16 protein-coding genes are annotated in these 15,564 nt (G+C 61.4%); 10 read left to right on the plus strand and 6 right to left on the minus strand.

Features of this window, described 5'->3' with window-relative positions; translation table 11 throughout:
• The first annotated feature begins 14 nt into the window (after window positions 1–14).
• The 3 genes from G6M89_RS11320 (at window position 15) to G6M89_RS11330 (ending at window position 2,684) form a co-directional block, all read left to right on the plus strand.
• Window positions 15–800, plus strand: coding sequence for an endonuclease V (locus G6M89_RS11320; protein ID WP_165161879.1), 786 nt, complete (start codon window positions 15–17; stop codon window positions 798–800).
• Between the two features lie 102 nt (window positions 801–902).
• Entirely contained in the window at window positions 903–2,045 is a 1,143-nt protein-coding gene (locus G6M89_RS11325; RefSeq protein ID WP_241175294.1) for an SDR family oxidoreductase, read from the plus strand.
• Between the two features lie 78 nt (window positions 2,046–2,123).
• Complete coding sequence (locus G6M89_RS11330) at window positions 2,124–2,684, plus strand: hypothetical protein (protein WP_165161880.1); 561 nt, start codon at window positions 2,124–2,126, stop codon at window positions 2,682–2,684.
• Window positions 2,685–2,756: 72 nt separating this feature from the next.
• On the opposite strand, the gene G6M89_RS11335 is transcribed toward G6M89_RS11330, so the two are convergent.
• The gene (locus G6M89_RS11335) at window positions 2,757–4,607 is read right to left on the minus strand and encodes a DASS family sodium-coupled anion symporter (protein ID WP_165161881.1); all 1,851 of its coding nucleotides are present in this window, start codon (window positions 4,605–4,607) and stop codon (window positions 2,757–2,759) included.
• Between the two features lie 173 nt (window positions 4,608–4,780).
• Between G6M89_RS11335 and G6M89_RS11340 the strand changes: the two genes are divergently transcribed.
• The 3 genes from G6M89_RS11340 (at window position 4,781) to G6M89_RS11350 (ending at window position 7,002) form a co-directional block, all read left to right on the plus strand.
• Window positions 4,781–5,155, plus strand: coding sequence for a tautomerase family protein (locus G6M89_RS11340; RefSeq protein WP_165161882.1), 375 nt, complete (start codon window positions 4,781–4,783; stop codon window positions 5,153–5,155).
• 112 nt (window positions 5,156–5,267) lie between these two features.
• On the plus strand, window positions 5,268–6,464 hold the full coding sequence (locus G6M89_RS11345; RefSeq protein WP_165161883.1) for an MFS transporter: 1,197 nt from the start codon (window positions 5,268–5,270) through the stop codon (window positions 6,462–6,464).
• 70 nt (window positions 6,465–6,534) lie between these two features.
• Window positions 6,535–7,002, plus strand: coding sequence for a universal stress protein (locus tag G6M89_RS11350; RefSeq protein ID WP_165161884.1), 468 nt, complete (start codon window positions 6,535–6,537; stop codon window positions 7,000–7,002).
• A gap of 14 nt (window positions 7,003–7,016) precedes the next feature.
• Here G6M89_RS11350 and G6M89_RS11355 read toward each other — a convergent pair whose 3' ends face one another.
• From G6M89_RS11355 to G6M89_RS11370, 4 genes are all read right to left on the minus strand, one after another.
• Window positions 7,017–8,255: a TRC40/GET3/ArsA family transport-energizing ATPase gene (locus tag G6M89_RS11355; protein WP_165161885.1), complete on the minus strand. Its 1,239-nt coding sequence runs from the start codon at window positions 8,253–8,255 to the stop codon at window positions 7,017–7,019.
• A 60-nt stretch (window positions 8,256–8,315) separates the two neighbouring features.
• Window positions 8,316–9,416 carry a pyridoxal phosphate-dependent aminotransferase gene (locus tag G6M89_RS11360; protein WP_165161886.1) on the minus strand — a complete coding sequence of 367 codons (1,101 nt, stop codon included), beginning with the start codon at window positions 9,414–9,416 and terminating at the stop codon, window positions 8,316–8,318.
• 52 nt (window positions 9,417–9,468) lie between these two features.
• Complete coding sequence (locus G6M89_RS11365) at window positions 9,469–10,254, minus strand: sensor domain-containing protein (protein WP_165161887.1); 786 nt, start codon at window positions 10,252–10,254, stop codon at window positions 9,469–9,471.
• 110 nt (window positions 10,255–10,364) lie between these two features.
• The gene (locus G6M89_RS11370) at window positions 10,365–11,876 is read right to left on the minus strand and encodes a phosphoenolpyruvate carboxykinase (ATP) (protein WP_165161888.1); all 1,512 of its coding nucleotides are present in this window, start codon (window positions 11,874–11,876) and stop codon (window positions 10,365–10,367) included.
• 434 nt (window positions 11,877–12,310) lie between these two features.
• On the opposite strand from G6M89_RS11370, the gene G6M89_RS11375 reads away from it, so the two are divergent.
• Window positions 12,311–12,823, plus strand: a complete 513-nt coding sequence (locus tag G6M89_RS11375) for a CinA family protein (protein WP_165161889.1) — start codon at window positions 12,311–12,313, stop codon at window positions 12,821–12,823.
• Between the two features lie 63 nt (window positions 12,824–12,886).
• Complete coding sequence (locus G6M89_RS11380; RefSeq protein ID WP_165161890.1) at window positions 12,887–13,369, plus strand: metal-dependent hydrolase; 483 nt, start codon at window positions 12,887–12,889, stop codon at window positions 13,367–13,369.
• 19 nt (window positions 13,370–13,388) lie between these two features.
• Here the strand turns inward: G6M89_RS11380 and G6M89_RS11385 are convergent, their stop codons facing one another.
• Window positions 13,389–14,459, minus strand: a complete 1,071-nt coding sequence (locus tag G6M89_RS11385; protein WP_165161891.1) for a hypothetical protein — start codon at window positions 14,457–14,459, stop codon at window positions 13,389–13,391.
• 114 nt (window positions 14,460–14,573) lie between these two features.
• On the opposite strand from G6M89_RS11385, the gene G6M89_RS11390 reads away from it, so the two are divergent.
• Both G6M89_RS11390 and G6M89_RS11395 read left to right on the plus strand, forming a co-directional pair.
• On the plus strand, window positions 14,574–14,858 hold the full coding sequence (locus G6M89_RS11390) for a DUF5789 family protein (protein ID WP_165161892.1): 285 nt from the start codon (window positions 14,574–14,576) through the stop codon (window positions 14,856–14,858).
• A 3-nt stretch (window positions 14,859–14,861) separates the two neighbouring features.
• On the plus strand, window positions 14,862–15,560 hold the full coding sequence (locus G6M89_RS11395; RefSeq protein WP_165161893.1) for a type II CAAX prenyl endopeptidase Rce1 family protein: 699 nt from the start codon (window positions 14,862–14,864) through the stop codon (window positions 15,558–15,560).
• Window positions 15,561–15,564 lie beyond the last annotated feature (4 nt).

Consider the following 15,564-nt stretch of genomic DNA (forward strand, 5'->3'; position numbering starts at 1 on the left):
CAACGTCTCCATCGATGACCAGCTCTCGCCCCGACCTCGAGCCCGACGCCTCCCTCTCGAGAGCCGAGATGGAATCGCTCCAGCGCGACATCGCGGCGGCCGCGGTGTTCGAAGACGATCTTGCCTTTGAGCCAACGACGCTTTCGAACCCGCTGGCTGCGGCTGCGGGAGATGCGGACGGCGACCAGCCGATTGTCGCCGGCGTCGATCAGTCCTTTCTGACGAACGACGAGGGCGAGCAAGACCGCGCGCTCAGTGCCGTCGTCGCCATGCAAGGCGGCGACGTGCTCGAGCGAGTTCATGCGATTACGCCACTCGAGAGTCCCTACATTCCGGGCCTCCTCTCCTTTCGCGAGGGACGGCCGATTCTGGCGGCGCTCGAGAAACTCTCCGTCGACCCCGATCTCCTGCTGTTCGACGGGAGTGGGCGCATTCACTTTCGGCAGGCCGGAATTGCAACGCATATGGGCGTCGTACTGGACGTGCCGGCCATCGGGGTCGCAAAGAGTCTGCTCTGTGGCGAGCCACTCGAGGAAACCGCGGATCGCTCGGTGGGAACACAGATTCCGATTGAGGCGGACGACTCCGTCGACGCACCCGCGGGGACCGTCCTCGGCTACGCGGTCCAGACCCGCCAGTACGACTCGCCGAATCGCCATATCAACCCACTGTACGTCAGTCCCGGCCACCGGGTCGGCGCGGAGACGGCGGCCGACATCGCGCTCGCACTCGCCGGATCGTACAAACTGCCGGAACCCGTTCGACTCGCCGATTCCGAGGCGACGGCGGCCAAACCCTGACTCGAGCCATGGCCACCCAATCCGGATTAGACAGCAAACGTGACAGTCCGCTTGGCGAGACAAACCGTCGATACTTAGGTATCGACTCACGTACCGGACCGTATGACCACCGCTGAGGACGACGCGGGGACGGACGAAACCGGCGACGAGTCGGCGGAACCGGCCGAGGACGCCGATCCAGAGCCAGTCGAGTCGACACCACCCGAGAGAGAGGATGACGCCAACCTCGAGACGGACGATCCTGAAACCGGCGAACCAGCAGCTGAGCCGGCCACCGAAAGCGAGCCGGCGGCTACAGCCGACGCAGGCGCTGGGACGGGTGACACCTCGGGTGAAGCAACTGCGACAGACACTGACACTGGCGCAACCGACGCTGGAGCAACCAGTGAGACGACGACTGACACAGCCAACGAGCGCTACACGCGCAAGAAGTGCGTCCTGATCACTGGCTGTTCCTCGGGTATTGGCCGTGCGACTGCCCTCGCGTTCTTGCAGTCGAACTGGCAGGTCGTCGCGACGGCTCGCAACACCGACGATATTACCGACCTCGAGGAGGCAGGGTGTACGACGCTCGCACTCGACGTGACCGATCCCGAACAGGTCGCTCGCGCAGTCGAAGAAACCGTCGAGATCGGCGGTGCAATCGACTGTCTCGTCAACAACGCTGGCTACGCCCAGATGGGGCCACTCGAGGACGTGTCTACGGCGGATCTCCACCGCCAGTTCGACGTGAACGTCTACGGCCCGCACAGACTCACCCGTGCCGCATTGCCCCACATGCGCGCCCAGGGAGAAGGCCGAATCATCAACGTCTCGAGCGTCATCGGCCGGATTTCGATTCCCGGCTCCGGTGCGTATGCCGGCTCGAAACACGCTCTCGAGGCGATGAGCGACGCGCTCCGAGCGGAAGCTGAGGAGTTCGGTATCGAAGTCGTCATCGTCGAACCCGGCCCAGTCGAGACGGAGTTTACGAATCGTGTCGACGAGGAACTACCCGAAGACCAGCGTACACCAGCCTACGAGGCGCTGTACGAACTCTACGACGATATGCAACTGATCGGCGGTGGCGGTCCATTCGCCTCCGACCCCGAAGACGTCGCTCGCGCGATTCTCGAGTCCGCGACGACCTCCGAGCCACCCGCGCGATATCCAGTTGGCCCGCTGGCGCAGTACGGCGTCTACGCCCGCTACCTGCCGGATCGGCTGCGTGATGCTGGCTACGGATTACTCCGGAAACTGACCTGAACGCCACGGTGTGTGCCCTTGATTCGGGACCCAGACAGCGACAGAACCTTTTTCTCGAGTCAGGCGGAGAGACAATTCATGTCCGCCGACTCATCCCCGCCCTCCAGTGTCGTCTCGCTCGCCGATACCGTTTCTGAATGGCTGTATGCGATCTGTGGGTGGCTGCTAATCGCAATCGGCGTGGTGATGACGGTGACCGCCAGTTTGAATCTCGTCGACGCGGGATTGGCCGACTCCTCACTGCTCGGTGCAATGGTCATGTTCGGATCCGCATTTATGCTCATCGCGTTCGGTATTTTCGTTAACCCGCGATTTCGTCGCCGACTCGAGCGTCGTCACGAGCCCACGCAGTTCGGGCGTGTCCGCAGTGTCGACCAGCGTACTATCGGACCTGAAGAAGAGTGCGACGAGACGTGCATCTCCTGTCAGGGAACAATTGAGACGGGGCTCATCCGCCGGTATCGCGAGGAATCCGCTATTGCCGGCGTGCCCGTCTACACGCACTCTGAGGGGTACAATCACTACTGTCTCCAGTGTGCCTCGAGCGAAGTTCTGGGTGAGCCACCTGCCGATGTCGACGGGGCGGACGACCACCAGAGCCGCCGTTCCGAAGACGAACCACTCTTTGACCGGCAATGATCGACGAAAATCGAACGGATCCGTGTTGTCGATGACAATCCGAAGAGTGCCTTGGAAGTTACCTGACGCGCTCTATGAATCCCAGGCCTCGACGAACTCGGTTGGGAGTGTTCCGACGTCAATCCCCCAAGCGATCGGCAGCCACACGAGCGCAACGGCGGTAATCAAAAGTATCCCGATTATGTTGAGCCCAACCCCGACTTTGGCCATCTGCGGGAGCGTAATGTAGCCGCTGCCGAAGACAATTGCGTTCGGCGGCGTTGCGACCGGGAGCATGAACGCGAACGAGGCTGCGGTCGCAGCCGCGATCATCAGTCCGAAGGGGTGGACGCCGATGCCCACTGCAACGCCGGCGAGGATTGGCATCAACATTGCCGTCGTCGCCGTGTTCGACGTAACTTCGGTCAGGAAGATCGTCATGACGACCACCGACAGAAGGATGAGAACCATGGGGACGCCAGCAAGCGCCTGTAGTTGCTCGCCGATCCACGCTGCGAGACCGGTATCGCCGAAGCCGGAGGCGATGGCGAGCCCGCCACCGAACAAGAGGATGACACCCCACGGGATGTCGACGGCGTTCTCCCAGTCCAGTAAGAACGTGTGATCGCCGTCCTCGGTCGTCGTCGGCAGCGTAAAGAGGATCATCGCGCCGCCGATCGCGACGACAGTGTCGGCGTCTTCGGGGACAGGGACCCCGAAAACTGGATCGAGAACCAGAGCGATCGCGCCAGGAACGATCGCTGGGGAAGAATCGAACTGGCCGATCAGGCTGGCCCCGATCCAGGCGACGGCCATGCCGACAAAGACGACAAGGACCAGTTTCTCTTGCTTGCCCATCACGCCAAGGTCGGAGAGTTGTCGATCGATCGTGTCGGCACCGATCGGTAACTCGTCGAACTGCGGTGACATCGCGATACGCGTGACGTACAGGTACACTGTCGCCAGACCGACGAGTGAGATCGGGACCCCATAGAGCATCCACTGGGCGAAGGAGATTGACTCGCCGAACAACTCGTTGGCCTGGCCCGCAAAGAGGATGTTTGGTGGCGTCCCGATCAGCGTTGCGACGCCGCCCACGGAGGCACCGTAGGCGATACACAGCATCAGCGCTACGCCGAACGAGAAGTTACCCTGACTGGTGTCGATGTCGAGTCCAGTCTCATCGATCAGGTCAGCGGTCTGGTAGATGACCGCCAGCGCGATCGGCACCATCATCATCACAGTCGCGCTGTTCGAGACCCACATCGAGAGAAACGCCGTCGCGATCATGAACCCGAGAATAAGCCTCGAGGGTTCCGTGCCGACAGCTTTGATGGTTCGCAGGGCGATCCGTCGGTGCAGCCCCCACCGCTGCATCGCCATCGCAAGGAAGAAACCACCCATAAAGAGAAAGATCAGTGGATCGGCGTACGACGGTGTGGTGTCTTCGGCTGGCAACGCCCCGGTCAGTGGAAACAACGGAATCGGCAGTAGCGACGTTGCAGGGATCGGAATCGCCTCGGACATCCACCAGACGGCCACCCAGGCGGTGACTGCGGCGACTGCCTGACCTTCCGGCGTGAGTCCCTCCGGCGTCGGCGAAAGGTAGATCAGTGCGAACAGCAGCGGCCCGAGCACGAAGCCGATTTTCTGTCGAAGTCCGTATGTCCCGCCACCGACGTCGAACGGATTTCCATCGTCGCCCCGGTCACCGTTGTTGCCGCCGTCTGGATCCGACCCGTTGCCGTCTCCCGAGTTTCGGCCACCATCCGCGAACGCCTTCTCGGCGAGTTGTTTTTCCTCGTCGGTCACGCCGTCCATGTCTCGGACGATAGCCGGCCCGTCAAGGCGGAGGTACGCTTTCGTCTGAGCGTTGAGTCGCCACAGATAGTTCCAGATCTTTTGAATAAACGTTTGACCTGTTTCCCGGGAGATATCCACCATTATTCCGTTCATTCCTGCCAAAGTGTATAAACAGTACCGATAGTGGCCTTTCGAAAGGGAACGCTACATATCTATCGAGCCAGCCTCATCGGCGATAAACATTAGATTAGTTTCATGTATGACGGTCGCTCGAGAGCGGATGTGTTTACACTCATCACGGCCTACCTCGAGGTATGCCACTATTACAGTTCGATACGACGCTATCCCTGTCGGCCGAAGAAAAAGCGTCGCTCGCAGACCGGGTAACCGACTCCTACACGACCGAGATGGCGACGACCGCGGGCCATGTCGCAGTGACGATTCGCGAGCGTGAGCCGAGCGACCTCTATCTCGGGCGCGCTGTCGACGGGCCACTCGTCTTTCTCGACGCCGAGATTCGACGCGGCCGGTCGGTCGACCGAAAGCGCGCGTTCGCTCTCGAGACGTTCGCGTATCTCGGCGAGACGTTCGATGTTCCCGACGAGAACATGAAGGTCGTGTTCACCGACCACCCCGGCGAGTCGATGATGGGTGTCGACCGTGTCGGCGGCGAGTGGGACGAGGAGTGAGCCGACGCCACAGACGGCGGACCAATCCAAACTGAATGAGCCCCTGCGTCCCGGAACGTGTCTCCGCCTTCGGGACTGTAAAGCGCTCGCTCGAGGAACCTCGCGGTAGTCGATGGATCAGTCCTACTGGCGGACAGTTTCGCTCGTCACGCTGTGGCAAGTCTCGGCGAGCATCTGTTACTACACGGTGTTTGCGGCGACGCCGTTTTTCCGCGACGAGTTCGGCCTCTCGCGGTTTTCGGTGGGCTTTGTCGTGACGGCGCTGACGCTTGGCTATGCGGTCTGGCTGTTGCCTATCGGCGCGCTGATTGACCGCTTTGGGGAGGGACGCACGCTCATCATTGGCTTGGTTGGACTCTCGGCCGGTGCCGCGATGGTCGCAGGTGCGCCGACCTATGCGCTCTTGCTTGCGGCGGCCTTCTTCCTCGGATCGATGTACGCGACGGCGATTCCGGGGACGAACAAGGCGATCTACGACAACATTGCCGCGGGGCGTCAGAATTTCGCGATGGGGATCAAACAGGTCGGTGTCACCGCCGGCAGCGGCATCAGTTCGTTGCTCGTAACCGGTCTCGCAGGAATCCTCTTCTGGCAAGCGGGCTTCCTGATCGCTGCCGGTGTCGGCATCGTCGTCGCCGTTATCTTCGCATTCTTCTACAGCGGCTACAGCGACGGTGGAACCGCAGAGTATCCCGACTTCGGAACGCTCGCACACAACCGCCCATACCGCGTGCTCGTCGTCGCGGGCTTTTTCCTCGGCGCAGCGCTGTTCACCACGACCGGCTACACCGTTCTCTATGTCGAAGAAGAGATCGGTACCTCGGTCGTCTTTGCCGGCGTCGTCCTCGCGCTCGTCCAACTGTTCGGTAGCTTCGGCCGGATCATCACCGGATGGCTGAGCGACACCCTCCCCGGCGAACCGGACACCCGAATTGGCGCTATTCTGATCGTCCAAGCCGTCGTCGGCGCTGGGATGTTCGTCGTCGTCGCGACGACCGACAGTCCGTGGAGTGCCGTCGTCGCCTTCTCGGCGCTCGGTTTTTTTGTCCTCGGAAACACCGGCGTCTACTACTCCTACATGGCGACGCTCGTCACCGCCGACGAGATGGGCGGCGCGACCGCCGCCGGCCAACTCGCGCTCGTCGTTGGTTCAGTCGTCGCCCCGCCTGCCTTTGGCTACCTCGCAGACACCGTCGGTTACCAGAGCTCGTGGTGGCTACTCGCTGCCGGAACCCTCGTCGCTGCTGCGCTCTTAGTCTACGCGATCCGCCTCGAGCCGCCCGTAGATGAGCCGGCAATGCAGGAGTAAGGGGCTATGTCAGCCCGTTATCCGCAGAATACAGAGAATTGCTTTATGTGTCGGCACCTAATCGAAGTGTATGTACCGCATCTTACTGCCGGTCGATAGAAGCGAGTCACGAGCACGCACACAGGCCGACGCAGTCCTCGAGATGCCGGCCGCTTCGGACGACCTCGCCGTCGATGTCGTTCACGTCCACGACGAGGTATCGACGTCGAACGCGGAGTGGGCTGCTGGCGGCAGCTTCGCCGAAACCTATGCCGAAGAGATGGCCGAGCACGTCCGCAACGCCGACCGAATCCCATCGTCGGTCGAAGTCGCAGTTGAGCGCCTCGAGTCGAGCGACCTCGAGTACGCAGTCCACGAACGAAGCGGGGGTCCGGCCGAGGCGATTCTCGAACTCGCAGACGAACTCGACGCGAACGCGATCGTTCTCGGCGTTGGCAGTCGCTCTCCAGTCGGGAAGGTGTTGTTCGGCAGCGTCGTACAAGCAGTGATTCTCGATAGCGACCGGCCGGTAATGACCGTCCCGGTGGACGTCAACTAATCCGGTCAGTCGAGTTATCGGAGGCAGGCCGCGACGACCGCGAGCATCTCCTCGCCACGAACTTCGTCGGCAAACAGCGGCACGCGTTGGACGTCCGTTCCGCGGAACAGCTCTTGTGCCTCCGCGAGCGCACTCTGTTGGACATCCCAGCGCCGTTGACAGAACTCACAGTCGTCTAAGTTCGGCTCGAGGAACTGCTCTGATCCCTGGACGTCGCCAGTCACGTCCGAGAGTGGTTCCATGACGCGGTTGACGACGAGCGTCCCGACTGGAATACCGAACTCGTCAAGCTGCGCTCGCAGGCGCTTTGACTCGAAGACGCTCATTTCCTCGGGCACCATGACGATCCGAAAGTCCGTCCGCGCGGGATCACGAAGCGCCGCTCGCAAGCGCTCGATGCGCTCTTGTAGTTCGTCCAAATCCTCGAGGTCGTCCGGCTCCGGCGGTTCCTGCCCGCCGAACATGCCTTTCATGCCTTCGAACATGCCGCTGATCCGCTTGCGGAATGTGATGATCTTCCCCATCATCGAGTCCATCAGTTCCGGCAACTCGAGCAGTCGCAGGGTATGACCCGTTGGTGCGGTGTCGACGATGACGCGCTCAAAGCGTGGGTCGTCCATGTACTCGAGAAGGAGTTGCATCGCGGCGGCTTCGTCCGCGCCGGGCATCGAGCCGCCGAAGATGGCGTCCATCGGGGAGTCGCCGCCGAGCATCTCACCGAGACCGCCGAGGTCGCCCAGTGGCCCCTCACTGGCCCCGTCAGGTCCCATTCCGAATCCGCCCGCAGCGTCGGCGTCCGGACCGGCGTCCGGACCATCGCCACCAGCCGACCCACCAAGGAATGCCTGGCCGCGCTCCATGGCGGCTTCGGGGTCGATCTCGGCTGCGTAGAGGGGGACGTCCTCGCGGATTCGGCCGGGTTCGGCAGGAATCGCCGTTTCGAACGTGTCGGACAGCGAGTGGGCGGGATCCGTCGAGACGACAAGCGTGCTCGTCCCTGCGCGGGCGCTATCGAGTGCTGTCGCGGCCGCCATCGTCGTCTTGCCGACGCCGCCTTTTCCGCCGTAGAGGACGTACTCGGGGCCGTCGATCGGTCCGTCGGAGGGCTCGACGTCGATGGTCTCACGGTCGTGATCCGGCTCCGAAACGGAGTCCGTTGGCGTGACCTCGATTGTGTTATCGCCGCCGTCGCCTGTCGCCCGTCCGTGCTCCTGCTCGTCTTCGTCGACCGGTTCGACATCGAGTCCGCTCATAGCACGCTCTTTTCCGAGCGGACACGAGTATTCGTCGGTCTCTCGCTGGCTGCTCGTCCGTCACCCGAAATACTGCGCCAATCGATCCGCTGCGTCCTCAACGCGCGGCGTGACGAGCGCAAAGCGCAGCCAGTCCGCCCGCGAGTCGCCGAACGCCTCGCCGGGCATCCCCGCGACGCCCGCCTCGTCGACCAGTTGAAAGACGTTCTCGAGCGTGCCCGGATAGCCCTCGAACCGCGCCATGACGTAGAACGCGCCGTCTGGGCGGGTGTACTCCGCGCCCGCGTCCTCGAGTGCGTCAGTAAAGGTGTCGACGCGCTCGCCCAGGAGTTCGCGGTTTGCCTCGTAGTAGGCGGGATCGGTCTCTTGGAGCGCCTGGAAGACGGCGTACTGGGCGGGTCGGCTCCCGGCGACGTTGACCAGCATGTGTCGGCTCTTTGCGGCCTCGACCAGTTCCGGTGGGAAGACGGCGTAGCCAACGCGAAAGCCGGTGATCGAGAGTGATTTCGAGAAGGCGTTCGTCACGATGCGATTGTCGGAGTCGATTGCAAGCGCGCTCGCAAACTGTCCCGAGAGGTCGTAGTGGTCGTAGACCTCGTCACTAACGAGAATCGCGTCGTATGCTTCGGCGATGGCGACGAGTTCCCGCATCGTGTCTTCGGGATACACCGCACCGGTCGGGTTGTTCGGCGTGTTGACGACGATTGCGCCTGTCTGCTCGCTCGCGGCCTCGCGAACGGCGTCCGGATCGATCTGACCCGCATCGTCCGTTGCGACGAAACACTGTGTCCCGCCGAGCATCGTCGTCTTGCCCGGATAGTAGGGATAGACCGGGTCAGTCAGAATAACCTCGTCGCCGCGGTTGCGCTCGAGCGCGCGAGCCATCGCAAGGTAGTTCGCCTCGCCCGCGCCGTTGGTGACGACGACCTGTTCCACATCGACGCCACGGCGGGCAGCGATTTCCTCGCGTAACTCGCGAAGTCCCTCGCTTGGCGGGTACTGAAACGCTGCCGACTCGAGGTCGGCGTACTCGTGTAATCCCTCGCGAAGTGCGTCGGGTGGCTCCCAGTCGGGATTTCCGCTGACCATGTCGATCACGTCACGCTCTGCCCGTGAGGCGTACTGCATAACCCGAAAGAAAAGTGGCGTCTCGTACTCCATGCGTGGGCTATTGGGGCCCTCGACCGTGGGTTTTTCTCTTGCGACTCAACGGTCAGGAGTCTCCATCGTGCTCGGCGCTGTCAGAACGTGGTGTCTCACTCGAGTCAGCGTTGTCGCCGCCGTCGCCATCGTCGCTCCCAGCAGTGGGTAACGATTCAGTGCCTGGAGAGGGAACAGGTTCGGTTGGACCGTCGAGCAGGGACAGGGCAATTCGCCCGGTCAACGCGGCGAGTGCGTTCACCAGGTGGAAACAGACGAGCAGCAAGACAACACCGAGGACAACGGCAAGCCCGAGTTCTGGAACAGTATCGATGGCCCACGTAATCGGCTGGTCGTTGACCGTCACGAATTCCGTCTCGGTAGGGTAGTGCACTGGCGACTGCACCAGCGACAGGGCCGTCGCGAACAGGAACAGGCCGATAAACGACACGAATCCCAGGCCGATTTTGAGAAACAAAAATCCGAGTCCGCGCCAGGTCGACCCCGCGACAAGATAGCGCCGAAGACTCGAGACGAACCCATCGCCGTCCCCTCGTTGGACGTCATTTGGTGCCTCGAGGTCGACAGCGAGCAAGGCGTTCGCGAGCGCGCGCTCGAACGCGGCAAGGAGTCGGCTGCTGAGGATCGTTGCGATGACAATCGGAATTCCGACGATGAACAGTATGAGAAACGTGCCAAAGACGAGTCCGAACATGAAGACTGCCGAGTACGCAAACGCCAGCGGAATCGCCAGAAACAGGTACACTAGATTTGTGTACGTCTGCTTGGCGGTGACGACGCCGAGTAGCGAACTGCCGCGCCAACGACTGTCTCGAGTCGCGTGTTCTGACGATTCCATCGTAGGTGACAGTTCACAAGCGCGTATGAAAGCGGTTGGGTTCAGTTCAAGAGCGAGAAACAGCCGGCAAAATCGAGCAGATTGGGTCGCCTCGAGGTCGTTATCTGCCGTCAGTACGTCGCGTCGATGATCGTCTCGTCCAGATCGTCGAACTGCGAGAGATACTCGAGTCGGTCTGAACGAAGGTCGGCGGCGGCGTCCTCGTAGTCCTCGACGTGGTCGGGGACGTAGAACTCCTCGATGTCGATTCCCGGTACCGTTTCGGGAATCGTCAAGCCGGTCTGGTCGTCATCGCTCCACTCGACCGTGCCGCGGGCGAGTTCAGTCAGAATCGTCACCGATTCGGTGACGCCGATATCGGCCGACTTGTCGCCCAGATAGCCCGTGTTGATGATGTAACAGTCGACGTCGAGTTCGGCGATCAGGTCGCGGAACAGGTTTCCTTCCTCACCTTCGGAGCCGATGATGAACGGGTTCGTCCCGACGACGCGGATGGATTCACCGGCACGCGATGGATCGCCTGCGCTGGTCTCGATGGACTCGCCGAGCATGAACGCGACGGCGGCTTCTTCCTCGTTGAGCTTCGCAACCGGCGGCATGAGCGGATTCCGGGTGATAAAGAAGACCTGATCCATCCGCTCTAAGTCGATGTCGTCATCTGCGCTCTCGAGTTCGTCGCGACGGACAACTGCGCGTGAGTTCGAGGTGTATCGATCCGCATCGAAGTCGACGGTGCCGTCGTCGTCGACAGCGACGTTCTCGAGGACGGCAGATTCGGCGGTTGCAGCGTCGTAGAGTTCCGGCTGTTCGTCCTCGTCGAGGCCGATCGTTTTGATGAACAGCCCCTCGCCTTCGCTGCCGGCGACGGAGCCATCCGGCAGGAGGCCACAGACGTCATCTTGCAGCATGACGGCCTCTTCTTCGCCCTCGAGCCAGCAGCCGTGGGAGGTCAGTGTCGACTTGCCGGTCGCGGACAGGCCCATGAAGACCTGGCCGACGGTCTCGAGGTCATCGTCATCGGTTCGGACGCGAACGCGCTTGCTGCCGGCGTGGAGTCCGAGTCCGCCGCGCTGTTTCACGCGGAACATGAACAGGCGCAGGAACGACTTTTTGGCCTCTCCGAGGTAGTCGCTGCCGAGTGCAGCGGTAAAGCCCTCCTCGGGCAGGACGCGAATTGCGGTTTGGTCGTAGTCGGGGTCGTGAACAGTTACGAGGTCGGGCTCAGACTCGTCGGTCGGCTCGAAGAGGGTCGCCCACGCGAGTGCGATGCGGGCGTGCTCGACCGGCACAAAGAGACGGCAGCAAAACGATGCGTCGGGGTGGCGTCCCATCTGGCGGTCGACACAGATCATCTCGCGTTCGGTTGCGCGCTCGACGGCATCGGTAAGCAGCGCGTAGTCGTCTGCGCCGAACTCGTGATCGACCGCATTCTTCGTCTTATCGGAACTGCGCGAACGAAACTCGCTGACGTAGGACGGTGATCCAAACTCCGTCGTCGTCTCAGCATGCGCCGCGAGGTCACGAAGGTCCTCGAGCGACGGATTGTAGCGCACGTTCGACGCAGTGTTCGGATCTGGAAGGCCCCGTCTGACCGGCGGGCGCTTCGTCCCGGTTTCGGACATGTGATAGAAGAGTTACCATCGTCACAGATAAAGATTGAGGTTCCGAATCTCTGCGTGAGAGGCGCTCTCGTGACGTATGACACGGACTTACACATTGTACGTAATCGAGTTTATAGAGAACACCAGCCACATTTGAGACAATTACTATGGCTGTAGATAATGCCCTCGTTCCGAGGCGTATTGGAGTGAGAAAAAGCTATTTTCGCTCAATAGCCACGAAATCGGTAGTTCTGTGCCTGTGGTGGCGTTGGTCGAACGGAAAACCGATGCGCTCGCTCGAGTAGAGATGATGTCGTCATTGACTGTGGGTTAGAGTATGTTCCGCTATAGAGAACTCTGTTGTGAATTACTGGATGGCTCTTCCACTAAACAAAATCATCTTTCTTGACACTGGCTCCCGCCAATTAACAACAAACCAGTGCATACAATCGAGCATGGATGCCATCGATCTCGAGCGCTCGCGGGCCGTCGCCGACGCCCTCGCTGAAACTGACGACACGGTCGCCGTTGCTGAGTCCTGCACTGGTGGGTTGATCGGCGCGACACTGACAGCGATTCCGGGCTCGAGTGACTACTTCGAGTCCGGAGCGACGACCTACGCCTACGGTGCCAAGCGCCGCGCACTCGGTGTCAGCCGCGAATCGCTCGACGAACATGGAGCGGTCTCTGAACCCGTCGCCCTCGAGATGGCCCGCGGTGTTCGCGACACCTGCGACGTGACCTGGAGCCTTTCGACGACGGGCGTCGCCGGCCCATCCGGCGGTTCCGAGGACACCCCAGTCGGCACGGTCTACATCGGCGTCGCCTACGCCGGCCCCTGGGGCAGCGAGTCATCATATGCAACCGCCTCGCGCTACGAGTTTGACGGAGATCGCGCCGCAGTTCGCGCCAAAACCGTTTCACAGGCGCTCGAGGACCTTCTCACTGCAATTGGGAATCGGCCCTAACATCACGAGTGTGGACAGTCTCGAGAGAAAGCTATTCGGCGCTTGCCTCTCGAGTACCGCGTAATGAACAAGAAGGGACACGTTCTCAACGCGGTGTTACTGAGTATCGGGTTGGGGTATCTCCTTGAGCCGGCGGGGAATCTGGAGACGTTCGAGACGATTATCGCTATCGGCGTGCCGATCACGCTCGGGGCGATGGTGCCGGATATCGACACTGCGTTCGGCAAGCACCGGAAGACACTGCACAATCTCCCGCTGCTCGCCGGATTTGCAGTCTTTCCCGCACTCTTTGGCAACCTCGAGTGGGTCTGGGTCGGCGTGTTGACACACTACATTCTCGACGTTGCCGGCAGTAAACGCGGCATCGCCTTGTTCTATCCACTCTGGAAGAAGGAGTTTGGACTCCCCATCGGCGTCGCAGTCAGCAGCAAGCGTGCAGATCTAATGATGGTCATCGTCACGATTGCGGAACTGGTGATTGCTGCGGTGATTTTGTATCAAGTTCCGGAGTGGCTCGAGGCAGGCCAGCAGTTCATCGGCGTGTAAGAAGACGGTTTCCGAGGCGTTAGCGGCTGTTCGGTGCCCACTCCTCGCAGGCGTCCATATCGTTCATTGCCGTCTCGTGGAGCCCACAGTATGGAACCATGCCCGACGAGGACGACCGAACGTACTCGAAGTGCTGGCAGTTTCCACAGTAGCGGTCACCGGGAGAATTCGCGTTCGACCCTGTCCGGTCCGACGCGGCGCTCGAGTCAGCGTCCATAATTTCGGCATCGGAGCCACCGGCTGTCGCCGAAACGCCATTCGAGGCGCTTCGGTCGCGTGTCGCCGACCCAGCCGCGTGTGGGCCAGTTGTCGCCCCTGTGGGCTCGTCAGTACCGAGTGGCGACCTGATGTCATCAGTTTCCGTCCCGCCATCACTGGTTGCTGCGCCTGCGGCTGGCGAGGGCGACTCACTCGAGTTCGAGTGAGTCGTCTCACTGCCGTCGAACGAGAGCGTCGTTCCGTCGGTATCGGCGGCGTTCGTCTGTGTCTCGACTTCGCCATCGGGCGTGTTGCCAAAAAAGCCAATCCCGCCGAAGCCACTCGAGGGAGTCTCGGATTCCTCAACCTCGACGATGGTCTGATTGTGACGCGTGACGTTCATCTCGAGCATCCCGCCGGGATCATTGCGCGTCTTGAAGTTGACAACGGCGCTGAACAGACACCAGATGGCGGTCACGAGCCCGAGCAGGTAGACTGCAGAGACCTCGAGCGTGAGTTGATCGCTGCCGTAGCGCCAGTTTTCTGGGTAAGCATACCAGAAGAGCACGACGCCAAGCAGGCACAGGCTAGCACTGATCGCAGCGGCGGCGCGGACGCGACGACTCGCCGGTAGGACGATAAAGAGGCCGACGAGCGTCGCGGGGACGCCAATGCCGGCGAGGACGCCAGCGACCCGGACGACTGCGAAGTGGTCGCTCATTCCCCAGTCGGCTACGGACACGACGAATCCGGCGAACAGGTCCGTCGTGGCCACGAGGACGGCAACGACGGCCAGGACTGCGCCACAGACAACCAGCCCCATCCCCGCGTAGAGCCGCTGGAGGCTCACACCCCGGGCATTCCCGTCGTAGACCTCCGTCAGGCTTGTCATGGACAGCCTTTCTACCTCCCTCCACAAAACCCTACGTCAGACACATCTCGAGAATCTGAGGGTATTACCCGCCGAAGCGAAACCTTGAATCGCTGGGCTTGCAAACTGGCGCATATGAGCGACGACGAGGACGACGATCCAGCAGTGTCACTCGGTGAGCACACACCCGTCGAGGGCGCGCCACTGGCCCGCGTCAGTTCCCGACTTACCTGGCCCAAAGAAAAAAGCGAAGTCGCCCGTCTCGAGGGCGAAAGCGTAATCCGAACGCCTGCGGGTCCACAGGAACTGGCTGCGATCCTCGAGGACGTCGATGAGACGTACTTCCAGCGCCACCAGGAGTTCGAAACCCACATCCGGTCCGTTATCGGAACCGGTCCAATCCCGACTGCAGACGAGTAACACGTGGCGACGGACGGCACCCACCGAACCGTTGGCTGGCTTCGTGACCAATTCAATCGCCTCTCGTGGTTTCAGAAGTCGATACTGACCGGTGCAGTTCTGACGCTGCTGTGGATGCGCTACGTTCCCGGCGACCTCGAGACACGGGTCGTTGTCGACCTGCTGATCCTGGTCGGCGGCCCGCTCGCACTGGGACTGACCCACGGCCGTCATATTGGCTGGAACATCAATCGCGTCGCGATTCGAAATGCCGTCTTGCTCTCGATGTTCGTCCTCCCCTTCTATCTCATCGGGTCGACGCTCCCGACGATTCGCCAGTTCTATCCGATGTGGGAGACCTCAACTGCGCCCGGCGAATTCATTCCGCACGCAATCAAACTGTTCGCGATTGCGCTGGCGACTGAGACCTATTATCGTGGGTTGCTCTGTGTCGGCGTTAAAGACATTGGCTTCAAAGCGGTGCTTATCAGCCCCGTCGTCTACATGATTCACCACGCCTCGAAGCCACCCATCGAATTCCTGCTCTCGGGGCCGACCGACGTGCTCTTCGGTGCAGTAGACTACAAATCGAACTCGATTCTCCCATCCGTCATCGCCCACGGAGCCGGTCTCGTCCTCTTAGACTGGCTCGTCCTGCACGATCCGCTGTTCGATCCAACGCCTGCGTTGCAGTACCTCGAGTGGCTGCCAGTGCCGCTGTGAACTC

Source organism: Natronolimnobius sp. AArcel1, from assembly GCF_011043775.1.
Lineage (GTDB): Archaea > Halobacteriota > Halobacteria > Halobacteriales > Natrialbaceae > Natronolimnobius.

Bases quoted from the DNA above. Each gene is read 5' to 3' on its own strand.
- G6M89_RS11360 (WP_165161886.1), bottom strand. From the start codon at position 9,416: ATGGAGTACGAGACGCCACTTTTCTTTCGGGTTATGCAGTACGCCTCA.
- G6M89_RS11320 (WP_165161879.1), top strand. From the start codon at position 15: ATGACCAGCTCTCGCCCCGACCTCGAGCCCGACGCCTCCCTCTCGAGA.
- G6M89_RS11325 (WP_241175294.1), top strand. From the start codon at position 903: ATGACCACCGCTGAGGACGACGCGGGGACGGACGAAACCGGCGACGAG.
- G6M89_RS11330 (WP_165161880.1), top strand. From the start codon at position 2,124: ATGTCCGCCGACTCATCCCCGCCCTCCAGTGTCGTCTCGCTCGCCGAT.
- G6M89_RS11380 (WP_165161890.1), top strand. From the start codon at position 12,887: ATGAACAAGAAGGGACACGTTCTCAACGCGGTGTTACTGAGTATCGGG.
- G6M89_RS11335 (WP_165161881.1), bottom strand. From the start codon at position 4,607: ATGGTGGATATCTCCCGGGAAACAGGTCAAACGTTTATTCAAAAGATC.
- G6M89_RS11390 (WP_165161892.1), top strand. From the start codon at position 14,574: ATGAGCGACGACGAGGACGACGATCCAGCAGTGTCACTCGGTGAGCAC.
- G6M89_RS11350 (WP_165161884.1), top strand. From the start codon at position 6,535: ATGTACCGCATCTTACTGCCGGTCGATAGAAGCGAGTCACGAGCACGC.
- G6M89_RS11365 (WP_165161887.1), bottom strand. From the start codon at position 10,254: ATGGAATCGTCAGAACACGCGACTCGAGACAGTCGTTGGCGCGGCAGT.
- G6M89_RS11375 (WP_165161889.1), top strand. From the start codon at position 12,311: ATGGATGCCATCGATCTCGAGCGCTCGCGGGCCGTCGCCGACGCCCTC.
- G6M89_RS11370 (WP_165161888.1), bottom strand. From the start codon at position 11,876: ATGTCCGAAACCGGGACGAAGCGCCCGCCGGTCAGACGGGGCCTTCCA.
- G6M89_RS11345 (WP_165161883.1), top strand. From the start codon at position 5,268: ATGGATCAGTCCTACTGGCGGACAGTTTCGCTCGTCACGCTGTGGCAA.
- G6M89_RS11385 (WP_165161891.1), bottom strand. From the start codon at position 14,459: ATGACAAGCCTGACGGAGGTCTACGACGGGAATGCCCGGGGTGTGAGC.
- G6M89_RS11355 (WP_165161885.1), bottom strand. From the start codon at position 8,255: ATGAGCGGACTCGATGTCGAACCGGTCGACGAAGACGAGCAGGAGCAC.
- G6M89_RS11340 (WP_165161882.1), top strand. From the start codon at position 4,781: ATGCCACTATTACAGTTCGATACGACGCTATCCCTGTCGGCCGAAGAA.